We start from the raw sequence: 17,101 nt of genomic DNA on the forward strand, positions 1-17,101 counted from the left end.
GCATGGCAAGGTGAAGGCCTATGACTGGCCTCCTACCGAAATTTCAGACGCCAAGGTTATCGCTAACCGGGCCTTGAGCGCACCAACCGCAATCAAAGGCCTGGCCTATTTTTTCCTGGCGCTGCAACGGGTCCAGGACCCAGGCCCGGGATTGCCAGGGAGGCTGGTGGCGCAGGTGCTGGGTATGACCACAGGACAGCTCGGCCACCCAGTGCCCATCCTCGTCCAGATGGAAACCGGTAATGATCGAAGCTTTCGAAGCGGGCCGTTGGTCAGGGTTCCGTTCGCTTTCGGGCGTTTGCTTCGCTAAACTTGTCCATTCTTTATTCTTCTGCAAAAGGTCTCGCCCCATGCTGATCGCCGCCAATAAGGCTGTCTCCATCGACTATACCCTGACCAACGACGCTGGTGAGGTCATCGACAGCTCCGCCGGCGGCGCGCCGCTGGTCTACCTGCAAGGCGCAGGTAACATCATTCCAGGCCTGGAAAAAGCCCTGGAAGGTAAAGCTGTCGGCGACGAACTGACCGTAGCTGTTGAACCTGAAGACGCTTACGGCGAATACGCCGCCGAGCTGGTCAGCACCCTGAGCCGCAGCATGTTCGAAGGCGTCGACGAACTGGAAGTGGGCATGCAGTTCCACGCTTCCGCGCCAGACGGCCAAATGCAGATCGTCACCATCCGTGACCTGGACGGCGACGACGTGACCGTTGACGGCAACCACCCGTTGGCCGGCCAGCGCCTGAACTTCCAAGTGAAGATCATCGACATCCGTGACGCCAGCGAAGAAGAAGTCGCCCATGGTCACGTCCATGGCGAAGGTGGTCATCACCACTGATTTCTGCGCTAAGCTCAGGTATCTGGAGAGGCGCCTTTGGGCGCCTTTTTAGTCGGCGCCGGTTAAAGGGCGCCGGGCGAGAGTGCGGTTGAAGGGCGTTTCGAGAAAAACACGGGATATCTGGAGTTCATCATGAGTGCTTTTCACGACCTTACTTTAAAAGCGTTGGACGGCCAGGCGTTACCGCTGGCGCCCTTCAAAGGGCATGTCGTATTGGTGGTCAACGTGGCCTCCAAGTGTGGTTTGACCCCACAATATGCCGCCCTGGAAAGCCTCTACCAGCAGTACAAAGGCCAAGGCTTCAGCGTGCTGGGCTTGCCTTGCAACCAGTTCGCCGGCCAGGAGCCGGGCACTGAAGACGAGATCAAGGATTTCTGCAGCCTCAACTACGGCGTGAGCTTTCCGTTGTCCAGCAAGCTGGAAGTCAACGGCCATGAGCGCCATCAGTTGTACCGTCTGCTGGCGGGCGAGGGTGCGGAGTTTCCTGGCGACATCACCTGGAATTTCGAAAAATTCCTGCTGGGCAAGGACGGCCGGGTGCTGGCGCGTTTTTCGCCGCGTACGGCACCGGATGATCCTGCGGTCGTCCAGGCGATTGAAAAAGCGCTGAGCTGATATCTCCCCCCTGTAGGAGCGAGCCGCAAGCGGGCACTCGCTCCTACAATATTTCCTATCTTTTGGTCCTTAATCACTGCAATCAATAGTGCTATTCAAGCGCGCGCTCACTCCATATTATCCCCGTCATAAACCTTGGATCCCTGTGGAGTGCCGCATGCCTGTACAAGCCCTGTTTAAGCCGTTTTCCCTGGGTACCCTGCAATTGCCGACCCGTGTGGTCATGGCACCCATGACCCGTTCGTTTTCCCCGGGCGGCGTGCCGAACTCGAAAGTCATCGAGTACTACCGTCGTCGCGCGGCGGCTGGCGTGGGCCTGGTCATCACCGAGGGCACCACGGTAGGCCACAAGGCAGCCAACGGTTACCCGAACGTTCCGCAGTTCTATGGTGAAGCGGCCTTGGCCGGCTGGAAAAAGGTCGTGGACGCGGTGCATGCCGAAGGTGGCAAGATCGTTCCGCAACTCTGGCACGTCGGTAGCGTGCGGCGCATCGGCACCGAGCCGGACGCCAGTGTTCCGGGCTATGGTCCGTCGGAAAAGCTCAAGGACGGCCAGGTCGTGGTGCACGGCATGACCGAGCAGGATATCCAGGAAGTAATCGCTGCCTTCGCCCAGGCCGCCAAGGATGCCCAGAGCATCGGCATGGACGGCGTGGAAATCCACGGCGCCCACGGCTACCTGCTGGACCAGTTCTTCTGGGAGACCAGTAACCAGCGTACCGATCAGTACGGCGGTAGTCTGGCCAACCGCTCGCGCTTTGCCATCGAATTGATCCAGGCGGTGCGGACAGCGGTCGGCGAAGGATTCCCGATCATTTTCCGTTTCTCCCAGTGGAAGCAGCAGGACTACACCGCGCGCCTGGTGCAGACGCCCGAGGCGCTGGGTGAGTTCCTCAAGCCGTTGTCCGACGCTGGTGTGGACATTTTCCATTGCTCGACACGGCGTTTCTGGGAGCCGGAGTTTGACGGTTCCGACCTCAACCTGGCCGGCTGGACTCGCGTGCTGACCGGCAAGCCGACCATCACCGTGGGCAGCGTGGGCCTGGACGGCGAATTCCTGCAGTTCATGGTCAACACTGACAAGGTGGCGCAGCCGGCCAGCCTGGAAAACCTGCTGGAGCGCCTGAACAACGATGAGTTCGATCTGGTGGCGGTAGGGCGGGCGCTGCTGGTTGACCCGGACTGGGCGCAGAAAGTCCGCGATGGCCGTGAAGGCGAGATTCTGCCGTTCAGTCGCGAAGCGTTGATGACGCTGGTTTAAGCGCCACCGCAACCTTCTCTGGCGCGGGGACCTGACAGGCCCCGCGCAATTGGTCTTCGAACTGCTCGATGATCGCCGCCCAACCCTGGCGGCTCGCGTGCTGTCGCGCATTCAGGCGCACGCAGCGCAGGGTTTCATCCTCCTCCAGCAACCACGCTGCCGCATCGCAGAACGCCTCTTCATCACCCGGCATCGCCAACACGCCGTTGTAGCCATGGCGAATATGCTGCGCCGCCGCGGCCTGATCATAAGCCACCACGCCCAGCCCGGAGGCCAGCGCCTCCAGCACCACATTACCGAAGGTTTCGGTCAGGCTCGGAAACACAAACACATCCCCGCACGCATAGTGCGCCGCCAAGGCCTCACCGCGCTGTGAGCCACAGAAGATCGCCTGCGGCAGCTCCTTTTCCAGTGCCGCGCGTTGCGGCCCGTCGCCGACCACGATCAATTTCAGATTGCGCTGTGGATAAGTACTGCACAGCTTTTCGAAACAACGTTTGAGCAGGCCAAGGTTTTTTTCGGGGGCGAGCCGACCGACGTGCATGACCGCGATGTCTCCCTCAGCCAGGCCCCATTGCTCACGCAAGGCGTTCAGCCGTTTGGTCGGATGAAACAACTGGCTGTCGACGCCCCGGGACAACAGCGCCAGGCGCTCGAAATGCCGGCGCTCCAGTTCCAGTCGCTGACTGATGCTCGGCACCAATGTCAGCGTCGAACGGTTATGAAACCAGCGCAAGTAATGCGTCAGCATCCGGGTCAGCAAACCGAGACCGTACTGACTGGTGTATTGCTGGAAATTGGTGTGGAAACCGCTCACCACCGAGATCCCCAGGCGCCGCGCTGCCCGCAGGGCCGACAGGCCCAGCGGGCCTTCGGTGGCGATGTACAGCACGTCCGGGCGCTGGCGTTTCCAGCGCCTGAGCAGTTTGTGCATCGACGACTGACCCCACTGCAACCCCGGATATCCCGGCAGCGGCCAGCCGCGGCAGAGCAGCAGGGCGTCGTCGCTGGCCAGGGCCTGATCGCCGTCCTGGCGCGGGCGCACCAGTTCGACCTGGTGCCCACGGGCGCGCAGGCCATCACACAAGCGGCCCAGAGTATTGGCCACGCCGTTGATTTCCGGAGGGAAGGTTTCGGTGATCAGGGTGATATGCAGAGTTGTCGTCATGACCCCAGTGTCAGTTGGGGTCATGTCGTCATTGTGTCAGGGTGATGATGAATTGATGACCGGCTCAGCCCTGGCTGGTTTCCAGGTTTTCCGCACCGCGCTCACGCACCCAGAACAGGGTCGCCCCCGCCACTGCGGCCGGCATCATCAGAATGTTCACCACCGGAATCAGCAGCACTAGATAGACGATCCCGCCAAAGCTCATGCTCTGCCAGCGTTTTTCCCGCAGCCAGGCGAGCATCTCGTTCCAGCCCAGCTTGTGGTTGTCTGCCGGGTAGTCGATGTACTGGATCGCCATCATCCACACCCCGAAGATCAACCACAGCGGTGCGGCGATCAGGTTGACCACCGGAATGAACGACAAAATGAACAGCGCCAACGCCCGGGGCAGGAAGTACCCCAGCTTGCGCATTTCCCGGGCCAGGGTGCGTGGGACCATGGCCATCAGTTCGCCCCAACTGAAGGCCGGGAAGTCATCGGTGCCGCGGACCACCACTTCGACTTTCTCGGCAAGAAAGCCGTTGAAGGGCGCAGCGATCACGTTGGCCAGCAGGGTGAAGGTGAAAAACACCATCAGCGCCACCAACACCACGAACATTGGCCAGAGAACATAACTGAGGAAGCTCAGCCAGTCGGGCAGCGACGGCATCAGGGTGTCGACCCACAGGCTGAACTGGTGGCCGGCCAGGTAGATCAAGCCGACGAACAGCACCAGGTTGATGGCCAGCGGCAGCAGCACGAACAAGCGCAGGCCGGGACTCAAGACCAGCTTGAGGCCTTCGCGCAGGTATTGCGGGCCGGACAGAACGGGGGCGGGCATAAGGTGCTCCGAGCAAGGGGAAAACGCGCCGACCTTACCGGCTTTGCCCCACAGGCGAAAGCGTGGCAAGCGGATCGACATTAACTGTAACAAAGGCGCCGTTAAATCGGCCGCTTGGAGATAGAGACCGCCTATGAGCTGGATTGTTAAACGGTATTTCCTTAATCTTCGCCTCCTCGATACGCTGCACCCATTATTTTTCAGGACTGTCGCGCGATGCACTTCCCCAAGTGCTGTCACGGTCCTTTTTTATTCCAGCCGGCAATCCGGCACCCGCGCCAGGTAATACCGGCCGGTCGATAGGAGTGAGTCATGTCTGATGTACGTCATTCGCGAGTGATTATTCTCGGTTCCGGCCCTGCCGGTTACAGCGCCGCGGTCTATGCCGCCCGTGCGAACCTCAAGCCGCTGCTGATCACCGGCATGCAGGCTGGCGGTCAACTGACCACCACCACCGAAGTCGACAACTGGCCTGGCGACGTCCATGGCCTGACCGGCCCGGCGCTGATGGAGCGGATGAAAGAGCACGCCGAGCGCTTCGAGACCGAAATCGTGTTCGACCACATCAATGCCGTCGACTTCGCAGCCAAGCCTTACACCCTGACTGGCGACAGCGGCACTTACACCTGTGACGCGCTGATCATCGCCACCGGCGCCAGTGCGCGTTACCTGGGCCTGCCGTCGGAAGAAGCGTTCATGGGCAAGGGCGTTTCGGCCTGCGCTACCTGCGATGGTTTCTTCTATCGCAACAAGCCGGTCGCTGTGGTTGGTGGCGGTAACACCGCCGTGGAAGAAGCCCTGTACCTGGCCAACATCGCCAGCACCGTGACCCTGGTGCACCGCCGCGAGACCTTCCGCGCCGAGAAGATCCTGATCGACAAGCTGAACGCCCGTGTGGCCGAAGGCAAGATCATCCTCAAGCTCAACTCCAACCTGGACGAAGTGCTGGGTGACAACATGGGCGTGACCGGTGCGCGCCTGAAGAACAACGACGGCAGCTTCGACGAGTTGAAAGTCGACGGCGTGTTCATCGCCATCGGCCACACCCCGAACACCTCGCTGTTCGAAGGCCAGTTGACCCTCAAGGACGGCTACATGGTTGTGCAGGGCGGCCGTGACGGCAACGCCACTGCCACCAGCATCGAAGGTATCTTTGCCGCCGGCGACGTGGCTGACCACGTCTACCGCCAGGCCATCACCTCCGCCGGTGCCGGCTGCATGGCCGCACTGGACGCAGAGCGTTACCTGGACAACCTGAAGAACGCTTGATTCTTTGGGCATGAAAAAACCGGCTTCGGCCTAATGCCGATCAGTTAAGCGACGCTGTCAATTGTAGGAGCGAGCTTGCTCGCGAAAAACGTCAACGATAACGCGTGTATTCAGTATAAACGCGGCGCCGTTGAGTTCTTCGCGAGCAAGCCGCAAGCGGGCACCCGCTCCTACAAAAGGGCTTAACTGATCGGCATTAGGCTTCGGCCGGTTTTTTTGTAGCGCTGAAAAAGCTCCAGCGGTGCAATCAGCGCCGTGCCAGCGGCTGTGCCGAGAGCTTGACCCCCGCCAACCCATGGACCATCAGCGCACGGATATTGCCGTGGTCACTGCCCTCTGGGGTGGCCAGCACAGCACGGTAGTGCTCACCGAATGCCAGCAGGGTTTCTTCATCGCTCAAGCCTTCCAGCACAGCCAGGCCCAGGGTCTTGCACGAACCTTCGTTCTGTCCGGCGGCGTTTTCCACGCCACCGTTATTGAAGGCTTGCGGCTGGTAGTCGTAGTTCGCGCCGATGAAGGCCAGGGTCTGGGCAAATGCATGTTCACCGGTCTTGAGGCTGGCGCGCAGGGTGTTCAGGTCAGTCATGGGTCTTTCCTTTGGCGAACGCGGCTTGCTGCTCGGCGCTGGCTTCTTGCTGGTATTGGGCTTTCCACTCGGCGTACGGCATGCCGTAGACCACTTCGCGGGCGTCATCGAGGCTGACGTCGATCTGGCGATCGTCGGCCGCAGCCTTGTACCACTTGGACAGGCAGTTGCGGCAGAAACCCGAGAGGTTCATCAGGTCGATGTTCTGCACGTCCTTGCGGCTGTCCAGGTGGGCAACCAGCCGGCGAAAGGCGGCGGCTTCGAGTTCCAGGCGTTGTTGTTCGGTCATGGCGGTCTCTGCGAGACAGCTTCAAGCGGCAAGCTTCAAGCTGCAAGTTGGATGGCGGTGGCGGCAAGTTTAGCGCTTGCAGCTTGCCGCTTGAAGCTAGCGGCTTGCTGCGAGGGTAATCGACACCGACTCGGCGAAACGCAGGGCGTGGGGTTTGTCGACTTCGACCTCGGCGTACAGCACGCTTTGGTTGGCCATCACCAGGTCCAGCAATTCCTGGGTCATGCGTTCGAGCAGGGCAAAACGATTGCCTTCCACGTGCGCGATGATCGCCTTGGTAATGGTGCGATAGTTGAGCGCGTGGTCGATGTCGTTATCGCGCACCGCTTCCTGTGCCGCATAGAGGATCGTCAGGTTGATCAGCACGTCCTGCTTGTTGAGGATCTCGTCTTCATTGATGCCGATGAAGGTCCGCAGGCACAGGTCCTTGACCCGGATGCGGGCCATTCCTGGTTGAAGTTGTGGCATTGCTACTTGCTCCGTCCAATCAATTGCAGGAACTCCTGGCGAGTGTTGCTCGAGTCGCGAAAGGCGCCGAGCATCACCGAGGTGTTCATGGTCGAATTCTGTTTTTCCACGCCGCGCATCATCATGCACATGTGTCGGGCCTCGATCACCACCGCAACGCCGGCGGCCCCCGTCACGCGCTGCACGGCGTCGGCAATCTGCCGGGTGAGGTTCTCCTGGATCTGCAGGCGTCGGGCAAACATGTCGACGATCCTGGCGATCTTCGACAGGCCCAGTACCTTGCCGGTAGGAATATAAGCCACATGGGCCTTGCCGATGAAGGGCAGCAAGTGATGTTCGCAGAGTGAGTACAACTCGATGTTGTCGACGATCACCATTTCATCGTTGTCAGAGGCAAACAAGGCACCGTTGACGATCTCATCGACGCTTTGCGCGTAACCATGACACAGATACTGCATGGCCTTGGCCGCGCGGGCCGGGGTATCGAGCAGGCCTTCGCGGTCTGGGTCTTCGCCAAGACCGATGAGGATCTCGCGGTAATTCTGGGGCAGGGACAATGGCATGGAACATCCTCGCGGGGGCGGCCTATTTGACGTGCCGTCCGCCGTTGACGGTCAGGGTCGTGCCGGTGACATAGGGGTTGTCCAGCAAATAGCGCAGGCTCTGGTAGACCACTTCGCTGCCGGGTTCGATGCCCAGCGCCGACTTGGCCAAGGCCTTGGCGCGGTACGCCGCGTCGTCGTCGGGGTTGAACAGTAGCAGGGCGGGAGCGATGCCGTTGACCTTGATGTGCGGCGCGTACTTGGCGGCGAACGACAGGGTCAGGCTATCGAGCCCGGCTTTGCTGGCGCAATAGGCGATGTGCTGGCTGCTGCCCTTGCGCGTGACGTCGTCGCTGATGTGCACGATATCGGCGGGGCTCGAGCGCCGCAGCATCTCGGCACACTGCAGGTTGATCAGATAAGGCGCAAGCATGTGCACATTGACCATCTGGGTGAAGGCCGTGACTTCGTTATCGAGAGTTTCCGCAGTCCATGCCGAGGCGTTGTGCACGATGGCCCGCAGTTGCTGGGTGTGAGTCTTGAGCTCGGCGATGAAGGCGAGGATTCCGGCTTGCGTGGAAAAGTCGCCAAACAGCGCGGTTGCCCCCAGGTCGCGCAGGGTCTGCACGCCCGGGCGTTCGCTGCGGTAGCTGATGATCACCGGCTGCCCGGCCTCCAGCAACCGCAGCGCGCAATGCAGGCCGACGCGTTGGCTGGCGCCGGTGATGAGGATCGGGGCGGGGGAGGAGGTCATGAAGGGCTCGCATCGCGGGTATGGCAAAACTATACCAGCGACTGCACGAGCCATGCCCCTTTTAGCGGTTTTGCGCAGTCGCCTCGGCCGGCAACGACGGTGCGGGCGTGCTGCTCAGCCAACTGGCCAGCAGGCGAGTCGACAGCGGGATGAAGAAATAGACCATCAAGGGGGTCAGGGCCAGGGTGCTGATGAACACCCGGGGCAGCATGTCGAGGTCGCTGAGCAATGGGCCCAGGACAAAGTTGAACAGCAGCGAGACCGGAAAGAATGCCAGCCAGATGGCGACAGCCTGTTTCCAGCGCGGCGGGCGCTGGCCGGCGGCGCCGAACCAGCCATCGATGCCGCTGACTCGATGTTCCGAAGGATGGGCAAACAGTTCGCTGCCACGCCCTAGCCAGGCCGTGCGCGAGGCGGAGTGCTCCCAGGCGTGCAGGGTCGGTTCGTCGGCGAAACGGAAAATGATCTGGAATTCGTCATCACCAGGCGGCGGAGCGAGTACGCCGGAGCCCAGGTAGCCGGGAAAGTCAGTGGCCAGTTGTTCGCCTTCGCGCAACCAGGCGATCAGTTCCTGATAGCGTCCGCTGGCAACGCGGCGCGCCACCATCAAGGTGACAGGTGAGGTAGACATTATGTATCTCCATAAAACGGGGGCGCGATTCCGGGTAGGAGGCGCGCCAAACTCAGCCCGGGGTGGAGGGCTGGGTTACAACAAGCAAGGATTATTCCTGATTTTGCGAAATACGCCAGTGACCTTCGTCGATCAGGCAGTACTTGAACATCGTCCATGCTTGCGCGATAAAATGGATCCAACTTGAAATGGATGTCTACGCACCGATGCCCGTCATCACTGAGTCTCCCGAGCCGTTGCAGGCTGTTGATGCCACCAGCCAAGCGCAAATGTTCCCCATTCGTGAAGTGGCACGCCTGACCGGTGTGAACCCAGTGACGTTGCGTGCCTGGGAGCGACGCTACGGTTTGATCCAGCCAGTGCGCACCGAAAGCGGGCATCGACTGTATTCCCTGACCGATATCGAGCAGATTCGCAGCATTCTGAGCTGGATCGCTCGGGGGGTGGCGGTCAGCAAGATCGCCCGGCTTCTGGCCAGGAGCCAGGCCGCGCAGGCGCTGTCGAGCATTGTTCCGGACCCGTTGGTCCAGGCTGACTATGTCCAGTGGCAGGTCCAGATTCGCACGGCATTGAGCAATTATGATGATCTGGAACTGGCGCGGATCTACGGCCAAGTGTTCTCCACTTATTCATTGGATGTGGTGTTCCAGGACATTTTTATGCCGCTGTGGACTCAGGCGCTGCAACAAAAGGAGACCTTCGGGCAAACCAGTGAATGGGTGATGCTCGACGCCTTCCTGCGGTCACGGGTGCTGCAACGACTGATTATGTTGCGCGGCTCACAGCCGGTTCGGGCTGCGGTGGCGGCAATCGAAGGCCATTGCCATGAGCTGGAGTTGCTACTGGCGGCATTGTTCCTGAGCGGTGGCGCGGTGGGCGTCCGGGTACTGGCGCTGGGCAAGCCTTTCGAGGAGCTGTCCCTGGTCTGTGAGAAAATCCGGCCCGAGGTGCTGGTGCTGGTTTCCAATCGGGCGCCGGCCGCTGACTTTGCCCGGCGTCTGAATCGGCTGGCGATGAGCCTGCAGTGTCGTCTGTTGTTGTGCGGCGATGCGTCGGAGCTGGCGCAGGACAGCCTGGCCGGTTCGTCTATCGGTTGCCTGGGCAATGAAGGTGGCCTGATGCGCCAGCGCCTGCAGCATTTTCTTGGCGGAACGCTGGATACCTGAAATTCAGACGTGCATGGCGGGGTGGGTCAGGCGATGTTGCTGAAGGATGTACTGGCGTAGGCGCTCGGTTTCGACCGAGTTGCCTTGGTTGAGTTGGTAGGCGTAATAACCCTGCTCGGTCTGCCGCTCGAAAGTGCCGCGCAAGGCAATGCGCTCGTAACCAGAAGGGCTGAACCACAGCGCGAAACTCTTCGGCGGTTTGGTCCGGTTGCGCACCTCGAGCAAGATACCCTTGAACGACACTTCGTGGACCCACAGTGTACCCGCCTGGCCTTTGGCGTTTTCCAGGGCAACCGGCTCTTCCAGGGGCAGGCGCCAAGGTCGCACCTTCGGCCCGCTTTCATAAATGCTCGGTACGCCCAGGCGCAGATGCAGCGCATGGAACTCATCTTCCACCAGGTGCAGCGGGAAGGTCATCTGCTGGTTTTCGAACTGTGCCTGGATAGTCACCTGTTCGTTGGCCGCCAGGCGTGTCAGCAGGTCACGGATTTGCGAACCCCCGTTAACCAGCAGGCTCGACGTCGCATCACGCACGTTGAGCTGCGGGTTATGTTGCATGGTCTGGATAAAATCCAGCTCATCCTGGGTGAGGAGGGCATCTTGCTGCATGGCTAGCTCGAAAGATATAGTTACAAAGTCACTGGTGATTGTAGTTAGTGACCGCTAATTCGCTTACAGGTTCTGACCGTTGGTCGTTTTCATTGCCTGCAACTCAGCCTGAGCGGCTGCCAACTGCGCCTCCAGTTGCGCCACGCGCTGCAACGCCTTGACCTGGGTGGTGACATCTTTTTGTACACCGACAAAATAGGTCTGCTTGTCATTCTCATTGTAGACCGTTGAAAGTGACAGCTCATTCCAGAATGGAGTGCCATCCTTACGATAGTTTCGCAGGATCTCTCGACAGGATCCGCCACTTTGAAGGGCTTCGCGAATCGGTGCCAATCCGGCTTGATCCCGATCGCCAGACTGGAGAAAACGACAGTCCTGATAGAGTATTTCGTCAGCGCTGTAGCCGGTGAGCTTTTCGAAGGCCGGGTTCACGTAAATCAGGATGTTATCTTCGCCTTCCTTTTCTGCGATCACGATGCCGTCGTTTGAAGCGTTGATCACCAGTTGCAGCAATTGCGCATTGATCATCGTGCGAGTCCTTTCTGTGTTGTGTAATGCGTTGCATTCTAAGACAGGCTGCTGGGCTGTCCACTTGCCATCGGCGTCGATGAGAGTCAATCGCGGTTTTTTGTCGTCTGCTGTTAAGATCTCGGTCTTTGACTCAGGTGCAGGATCAGTTTGATGAAAGTCGCCATCATTTCCGGCTCGGTGTACGGCACGGCAGAAGAAGTTGCCCGGCACGCGTCGAAACTTCTCGACGCGGCAGGTTTTCAGACCTTGTATAACCCGCGTGCCACCCTCGACGAACTTCAGGCATTTGCCCCCGAAGCCTTTCTGGCGGTGACCTCCACCACTGGCATGGGCGAGTTGCCGGACAACCTGCAACCGCTGTATTCGATGATTCGTGATCAACTGCCAGGCGCCTGGCGTGGCTTGCCTGGGGCGGTGATCGGCCTCGGCGATGCCAGCTACGGCGATACTTTCTGTGGCGGCGGTGAACAATTGCGTGAGCTGTTCGGTGAACTGGGCGTGCGCGAAGTGCTGCCAATGCTGCGCCTGGACGCCAGTGAAAGCGTGACCCCGGAAAGTGATGCCGAGCCTTGGCTGGAGCAGTTGATCACGGCTCTGCGCGGCTGACCGGAAACTCGCGCAACAACGCGAGCCAAGCCTGGGCGGCTTTCGACAGATAGGCACCCTGACGCCAGATAAACGCAATATCCCAGCGCAGTTCACGGGGCGCCTGCAATCCCAGGCGCACCACGCCCGGGCGGACCAGCCCGCGGGCGACCACCCGTGGCAATAGCACCACGCCTTGTCCCGCGGCCACCAGGGCCACGAGAAAATCCGCCTGCCCGCTACGCCCGCCCTCCTTGGGGGTAAAGCCCACTTGCTGGCACGCCTGCAGCAACCGTTCATTGAGTACAAAGCTGCGCTGGTACAGCAGGAACGGAGTGTCGGCCAGTTCTTCCAGGCGCAGGCTGGTCTTGCCGGCCAATGGATGGTCCGCCGCCAGCAGCGCATCCAGGGGTTCGTCGCAGAACGGTTGCCAGGCGAACTGCGGGTCCTGGGGCAGCAGGCTGCCGCCCAGTTCCAGTTCACCGCTGAGCACTGCCTGCTCAATGTTCAGGCTGCCGCCTTCCAGCAACTGCACGCTGATGTTCGGATAACGCCGCCGGTACTCGGCGAACAAACCAGCGAACAGCGCATCGCTGCCCAGCAGCGGCAGGCCCAGGCGCAGTTCGCCACGGCGCAGGTCGCTCAGGTCGTCGAGTTCGCTGAGCAGTTCATTGCGCAAGCGCAGCATACTCTCGGCGCGTTGCAGGACCACCGTGCCGGCCGCCGTCAACCGCACCTGTGACCCCAGTCGCTCAAGCAGCAGCGTGCCCAGGCTGTGCTCCAGCTGTGCCACTTGTTTGCTGACCGCCGATTGGCTGATGTGCAAGGTCTTGGCGGCCTGGGTGAAGCCGCCCTGATGAACGACTTCAATGAAGCTGCGCAGTTGTTTGAATTCCATGATCTGATTCCATTTTGGAATAGTCTTGAGTCTAACAATTCGCTTCGGTGATGACAGCCCGCTCTTTAAAATGGCTTCCTGTGAGGAGCCAACCGATGAACGTAACACGCGCTAAAAAACTCGCCCGCCTGCTCGCTGAACTGCTGGTGTTGTCGGCTATTTATCTGCTCGGATGCCAGTTGGCCATATGGTTGGCCTGGCCGATCCCGGGCGGGGTGATGGGCCTGGCATTGTTGCTGCTGGTATTTGCCCTGGGGTGGGTCAAGCCGGCGGCGTTGCAAATGGGGGCCGGGCTGTTGATGGCCGAGATGCTGCTGTTCTTCATTCCAGCCTTGATGAGTTTGCTCGACTATGGCGGCCTATTGCGCGATGAAGGTTGGCGGATCCTCGTGGTGATTGCGCTCAGTACCCTGCTGGTCATGCTGGTGACGGCATTCACGGTCGAATGGGTCTGCCGCTGGAGGCTGGCTCATGAGAAGTGAGTGGATGCCGCTGTTCTGGTTGGTCTTTACCCTGGCCGCTTATGTATTGAGTCGCTGGCTGTATCGACGCAGCGGACGTTACCTGGTGTCGCCGCTGATCCTGGTGCCCGTGCTGTTGCTGCTGGTGGCGGTACCGCTGCACACGGCCTATAGCGAGTATGCGCAAAATACCCATTGGTTGATGGCGTTGCTGGGGCCGGTCACCGTGGCGTTCGCGGTGCCGATCTGGCAGCAGCGTCAGTTGCTGGCGCGGCATTGGTCGGCGTTGCTGGTGGGGATGCTGGCCGGGAGCGCCGCGTCGATGGGTAGCTCGTTTGGCCTGGCTCGGCTCCTGGCGCTGGACAGTTCGGTGACCCTGTCGCTGCTGCCTCGTTCGATCACCACGCCATTCGCCATGCCGCTGGCCCACGACCTGGGGGGCGTACCGGAGCTGACGGCGGTGTTCGTCATGTTCACCGGAGTATTTGGCGCCATGCTCGGCGGGATCCTGCTCAAGTGGTTGCCACTGCGCAGCGCCTTGGCCCGCGGCGCGTTGTTCGGGGTCGGGGCCCATGGCGCCGGGGTCAGTCGCGCCCATGAGGTGGGCGGCGAAGAAGGTTCGGTGGCGGGGTTGGTGATGGTCCTGACGGGCTTGATGAACCTGTTCGCGGCGCCATTGCTGACGCACATACTGTGACTCACTGCACAGTGGATTTTGCTTGAAAGCCAACTGACTCGTTGGGTCAGTAAGCTGGCTGCCAATGCAACTACCCGAATCCCGGCAGCTGACTAGACTGCTTTGACACCCCCAAAAGAATAAAAACCAGAGGTCCTTGCCGTGAGCGTAGCCCCCGTCCAGTCAAGCCAGAGCGTGAAAGACCAGGTCAGTGCCACCGAATGGCAGGCCCGAGTGGACCTGGCCGCCTGTTATCGCCTGGTAGCCGCACATGGCTGGGATGATTTGATCTTCACGCATATCTCGGCCAAGGTCCCCGGCACCGAAGATTTCCTGATCAATCCGTTTGGCATGATGTTTCACGAAATCACCGCCTCGAGCCTGGTCAAGGTTGACCAGGCCGGCAACAAGCTGATGGACAGTCCCTACGAGATCAACCCCGCCGGCTACACCATTCACAGCGCCGTGCACGAAGTGCGTCACGATGTGGTCTGTGTCCTGCATACCCACACCGCAGCTGGCGTGGCCGTTTCGGCGCAAAAACAAGGCGTGCTGCCGATCAGCCAGCAATCCTTGTTTGTCCTTTCCAGCCTGGGTTATCACGCCTACGAAGGGGTGGCGCTCAATCACGAGGAAAAGGCGCGGTTGCAGGCCGACCTCGGTGACAAGAATTTCCTGATGCTGCACAACCATGGGTTGTTGACCTGTGGCGGCACCATCGCCGATACGTTTCTGATGATGTTTACCTTCCAGCGGGCCTGCGATATCCAGGTGCTGGCGCAGAACGGTGGCGCCGAGCTGATCAGCATCGAGCCGCAGATCCTCGCGGGGGCCAAGGCGATGATTGCCGGCGTGACCAAAAGTGCACAAGGAATGGGAGGCGCGCTGGCCTGGCCGGCGCTGCTGCGTAAACTCGATAAACAAGACCCGGGTTATAAACTCTAATGCCACTCGCCGAGATTCCACTGTGCGTCTGGCGCAAACGCGGCCAGAGCTTTGTATTCCGGGGTCAGACCATTCGTTACTGGGTGGCCGGACAGGGTGAGCCCTTACTGCTTATCCACGGTTTTCCTACCGCCAGTTGGGATTGGCACTACCTGTGGCAGCCCCTGGCCCAGCGTTATCGGGTGATTGCCTGCGACATGCTGGGCTTCGGCGATTCGGCCAAACCCGTGGGCCATGAATACTGCCTGCTGGAGCAGGCCGACTTGCAGCAGGCGTTGCTGGCACACCTGGGCATCGATCAGCCGGTGCACTTGCTGGCCCATGACTATGGCGACAGCGTCGCCCAGGAATTGCTCGCCAGGCACCTTGAGGCGCGAAGCGACATCGCCAGCTGTGTGTTCCTCAATGGCGGCCTGTTTCCCGAGACGCACCGTCCGGTACTGATGCAGAAGCTGTTGCTCAGCCCCTTGGGCTGGATGATCGGTCGTGCCTTTACCCGGGATGCCCTGGTCAAGAGCTTCCGGCAGATCTTCGGCCCGCAGACCCGGCCCAGCGAAAGCGAGCTGGACGATTTCTGGAGCCTGATCGACAACAACCGCGGGACGCGGATCATGCACAAGCTGATCCAGTACGTGCCCCAGCGCCGCGTACAGCGCGATCGCTGGCTCAAAGCCATGCAATCGGGCGAAGTACCGTTGCGGGTGATCGACGGCGAAGTCGACCCGGTTTCCGGTGCCCACATGGTCGAGCGTTATCGGCAATTGATCGCAGATGCCGATACCGTGCTCTTGCCCGGGATTGGTCATTACCCACAGATCGAAGCCCCGGTGCAGGTGCTCAAGCACTACTTGGCGTTTCGTGACCAGCAGGACTCCCCGGCGTTGAAAATTGCCTGTTCCTGAGGTGACTTCCAGTTAACCAAGCCTTGCGGTTCGATGAGCGCCTGCCGTGCAATCATCCCCGTGCCTTATCGCGCACCATTCAGCCCCAGCCCAGTTGATTGTGAGCCCAGGCCTCGTGCCTGACACTCGGCCTCACTGTCCTTGGCCTGCTGGAGTTGGGTAATGAATGAGTCTGTGCGCTTCGAAGATAAAGTCGTGATCGTCACTGGTGCGGGCGGCGGCCTGGGACGGGCCCATGCACTGTTGTTCGCCAGGCAGGGTGCCCGGGTGGTGGTCAACGACCTGGGTGGTTCCGCGCAGGGTGAAGGCGCCAACGCCTCGGCCGCTGACCGCGTGGTGGCAGAGATTCGTGAGGCCGGCGGCACTGCCGTGGCCAACCATGACTCGGTGACCGATGGCGAAAAAATCGTCCAGCACGCCCTCGATGCCTTTGGCCGGATCGACGTGGTAGTCAACAACGCCGGAATCCTGCGGGACAAGACCTTCCATAAAATGGACGACAGCGACTGGGACCTGGTTTACCGGGTGCATGTCGAAGGTGCCTACAAAGTCACCCGCGCCGCCTGGCCGCACATGCGCGAGCAAAACTACGGGCGGGTGATCTTCACCGCATCCACCTCGGGTATCTACGGCAACTTCGGCCAGTCCAACTACGGCATGGCCAAGCTCGGGCTCTATGGCCTGACCCGGACCCTGGCCATCGAAGGGCGCAAGAACAACATCCTGGTCAACGCCATCGCCCCCACCGGCGGCACGCGCATGACCGAAGGCCTGATCCCGCCGCAAGTGTTCGAGCAACTTAAGCCGGAGTTGGTCAGCCCGTTGGTGGTGTACCTGGCCAGCGAAAACTGCCAGGAAACCTCGGGGCTGTTTGAAGTCGGCGGCGGCTGGATGGGCAAAGTGCGATGGGAGCGCAGCCTGGGGGCGGGGTTTGATCCGCGGGAGGGTTTCTCGCCTGAGGATGTGGCGGCGCATTGGCAGCAGATTTGCGACTTCGAAGGCGCGGCGCACCCCAAAGACAACATTGAAGCGCTGAAGGAAATGATGGGCAATTTGCAGAAGTATTCGTTGTAAGCGGGCAAGAATCGA

23 protein-coding genes are annotated in these 17,101 nt (G+C 60.5%); 11 read left to right on the forward strand and 12 right to left on the reverse strand.

Features of this window, described 5'->3' with window-relative positions; translation table 11 throughout:
- Positions 1-43: 43 nt before the first annotated feature.
- Positions 44-382 carry a DUF3565 domain-containing protein gene (locus QMK50_RS18285; RefSeq protein WP_095169370.1) on the reverse strand — a complete coding sequence of 113 codons (339 nt, stop codon included), beginning with the start codon at positions 380-382 and terminating at the stop codon, positions 44-46.
- On the opposite strand from QMK50_RS18285, the gene QMK50_RS18290 reads away from it, so the two are divergent.
- From QMK50_RS18290 to QMK50_RS18300, 3 genes are all read left to right on the forward strand, one after another.
- On the forward strand, positions 351-836 hold the full coding sequence (locus QMK50_RS18290) for an FKBP-type peptidyl-prolyl cis-trans isomerase (RefSeq protein WP_095169371.1): 486 nt from the start codon (positions 351-353) through the stop codon (positions 834-836). The two genes, QMK50_RS18285 and QMK50_RS18290, sit on opposite strands and share 32 nt — an antisense overlap.
- Before the next feature lie 132 nt (positions 837-968).
- Positions 969-1,451, forward strand: coding sequence for a glutathione peroxidase (locus QMK50_RS18295; protein ID WP_095169372.1), 483 nt, complete (start codon positions 969-971; stop codon positions 1,449-1,451).
- A 157-nt stretch (positions 1,452-1,608) separates the two neighbouring features.
- Complete coding sequence (locus QMK50_RS18300) at positions 1,609-2,712, forward strand: NADH:flavin oxidoreductase (protein WP_095169373.1); 1,104 nt, start codon at positions 1,609-1,611, stop codon at positions 2,710-2,712.
- Here QMK50_RS18300 and QMK50_RS18305 read toward each other — a convergent pair.
- Both QMK50_RS18305 and cysZ read right to left on the reverse strand, forming a co-directional pair.
- Positions 2,681-3,904: a glycosyltransferase family 4 protein gene (locus QMK50_RS18305; protein WP_159993798.1), complete on the reverse strand. Its 1,224-nt coding sequence runs from the start codon at positions 3,902-3,904 to the stop codon at positions 2,681-2,683. The genes QMK50_RS18300 and QMK50_RS18305 overlap by 32 nt on opposite strands.
- 40 nt (positions 3,905-3,944) lie before the next feature.
- On the reverse strand, positions 3,945-4,700 hold the full coding sequence (gene cysZ, locus QMK50_RS18310) for a sulfate transporter CysZ (RefSeq protein WP_320333665.1): 756 nt from the start codon (positions 4,698-4,700) through the stop codon (positions 3,945-3,947).
- Between the two features lie 312 nt (positions 4,701-5,012).
- Between cysZ and trxB the strand changes: the two genes are divergently transcribed.
- Positions 5,013-5,969, forward strand: a complete 957-nt coding sequence (trxB, locus tag QMK50_RS18315) for a thioredoxin-disulfide reductase (protein ID WP_095169376.1) — start codon at positions 5,013-5,015, stop codon at positions 5,967-5,969.
- A gap of 247 nt (positions 5,970-6,216) precedes the next feature.
- Here trxB and QMK50_RS18320 read toward each other — a convergent pair whose 3' ends face one another.
- The 6 genes from QMK50_RS18320 to QMK50_RS18345 form a co-directional block, all read right to left on the reverse strand.
- Positions 6,217-6,555 carry a HopJ type III effector protein gene (locus tag QMK50_RS18320; RefSeq protein WP_320333666.1) on the reverse strand — a complete coding sequence of 113 codons (339 nt, stop codon included), beginning with the start codon at positions 6,553-6,555 and terminating at the stop codon, positions 6,217-6,219.
- Positions 6,548-6,844, reverse strand: coding sequence for a DUF1244 domain-containing protein (locus tag QMK50_RS18325; protein ID WP_095169378.1), 297 nt, complete (start codon positions 6,842-6,844; stop codon positions 6,548-6,550). Before QMK50_RS18325 ends, QMK50_RS18320 begins: the two co-directional genes overlap by 8 nt.
- Before the next feature lie 96 nt (positions 6,845-6,940).
- On the reverse strand, positions 6,941-7,312 hold the full coding sequence (gene folX, locus QMK50_RS18330) for a dihydroneopterin triphosphate 2'-epimerase (protein WP_027618555.1): 372 nt from the start codon (positions 7,310-7,312) through the stop codon (positions 6,941-6,943).
- 2 nt (positions 7,313-7,314) lie between these two features.
- Positions 7,315-7,875, reverse strand: coding sequence for a GTP cyclohydrolase I FolE (folE, locus tag QMK50_RS18335; RefSeq protein WP_159993800.1), 561 nt, complete (start codon positions 7,873-7,875; stop codon positions 7,315-7,317).
- Between the two features lie 22 nt (positions 7,876-7,897).
- Positions 7,898-8,608, reverse strand: a complete 711-nt coding sequence (gene folM / locus QMK50_RS18340; protein ID WP_320333667.1) for a dihydromonapterin reductase — start codon at positions 8,606-8,608, stop codon at positions 7,898-7,900.
- Positions 8,609-8,669: 61 nt separating this feature from the next.
- Positions 8,670-9,239: an antibiotic biosynthesis monooxygenase gene (locus QMK50_RS18345; RefSeq protein WP_159993804.1), complete on the reverse strand. Its 570-nt coding sequence runs from the start codon at positions 9,237-9,239 to the stop codon at positions 8,670-8,672.
- A gap of 206 nt (positions 9,240-9,445) precedes the next feature.
- Here QMK50_RS18345 and QMK50_RS18350 point away from each other — a divergent pair, with 206 nt between their 5' ends.
- On the forward strand, positions 9,446-10,405 hold the full coding sequence (locus QMK50_RS18350) for a MerR family transcriptional regulator (RefSeq protein WP_159998734.1): 960 nt from the start codon (positions 9,446-9,448) through the stop codon (positions 10,403-10,405).
- 3 nt (positions 10,406-10,408) lie between these two features.
- On the opposite strand, the gene QMK50_RS18355 is transcribed toward QMK50_RS18350, so the two are convergent.
- The gene (locus QMK50_RS18355; protein ID WP_320333668.1) at positions 10,409-11,014 is read right to left on the reverse strand and encodes a hypothetical protein; all 606 of its coding nucleotides are present in this window, start codon (positions 11,012-11,014) and stop codon (positions 10,409-10,411) included.
- Positions 11,015-11,077: 63 nt separating this feature from the next.
- Complete coding sequence (locus tag QMK50_RS18360; protein WP_320333669.1) at positions 11,078-11,542, reverse strand: PAS domain-containing protein; 465 nt, start codon at positions 11,540-11,542, stop codon at positions 11,078-11,080.
- 153 nt (positions 11,543-11,695) lie between these two features.
- On the opposite strand from QMK50_RS18360, the gene QMK50_RS18365 reads away from it, so the two are divergent.
- Positions 11,696-12,151 carry a flavodoxin gene (locus QMK50_RS18365; protein WP_095169384.1) on the forward strand — a complete coding sequence of 152 codons (456 nt, stop codon included), beginning with the start codon at positions 11,696-11,698 and terminating at the stop codon, positions 12,149-12,151.
- On the opposite strand, the gene QMK50_RS18370 is transcribed toward QMK50_RS18365, so the two are convergent.
- On the reverse strand, positions 12,132-13,028 hold the full coding sequence (locus QMK50_RS18370; RefSeq protein WP_320333670.1) for a LysR family transcriptional regulator: 897 nt from the start codon (positions 13,026-13,028) through the stop codon (positions 12,132-12,134). The two genes, QMK50_RS18365 and QMK50_RS18370, sit on opposite strands and share 20 nt — an antisense overlap.
- A gap of 95 nt (positions 13,029-13,123) precedes the next feature.
- On the opposite strand from QMK50_RS18370, the gene QMK50_RS18375 reads away from it, so the two are divergent.
- The 5 genes from QMK50_RS18375 to QMK50_RS18395 all read left to right on the forward strand — a co-directional run bounded on the left by QMK50_RS18375 (position 13,124) and on the right by QMK50_RS18395 (position 17,086).
- Entirely contained in the window at positions 13,124-13,510 is a 387-nt protein-coding gene (locus QMK50_RS18375; protein ID WP_159993810.1) for a CidA/LrgA family protein, read from the forward strand.
- On the forward strand, positions 13,500-14,186 hold the full coding sequence (locus tag QMK50_RS18380; RefSeq protein WP_095169387.1) for an LrgB family protein: 687 nt from the start codon (positions 13,500-13,502) through the stop codon (positions 14,184-14,186). The genes QMK50_RS18375 and QMK50_RS18380 overlap by 11 nt, the downstream gene beginning before the upstream one ends.
- A 141-nt stretch (positions 14,187-14,327) precedes the next feature.
- Positions 14,328-15,110, forward strand: coding sequence for a class II aldolase/adducin family protein (locus tag QMK50_RS18385; RefSeq protein ID WP_095169388.1), 783 nt, complete (start codon positions 14,328-14,330; stop codon positions 15,108-15,110).
- Complete coding sequence (locus QMK50_RS18390) at positions 15,110-16,012, forward strand: alpha/beta hydrolase (protein WP_320333671.1); 903 nt, start codon at positions 15,110-15,112, stop codon at positions 16,010-16,012. Before QMK50_RS18385 ends, QMK50_RS18390 begins: the two co-directional genes overlap by 1 nt.
- 162 nt (positions 16,013-16,174) lie before the next feature.
- Positions 16,175-17,086, forward strand: a complete 912-nt coding sequence (locus QMK50_RS18395; RefSeq protein WP_095169390.1) for an SDR family oxidoreductase — start codon at positions 16,175-16,177, stop codon at positions 17,084-17,086.
- Positions 17,087-17,101 lie beyond the last annotated feature (15 nt).

This window comes from Pseudomonas sp. P5_152, from assembly GCF_033989915.1.
GTDB lineage: Bacteria > Pseudomonadota > Gammaproteobacteria > Pseudomonadales > Pseudomonadaceae > Aquipseudomonas.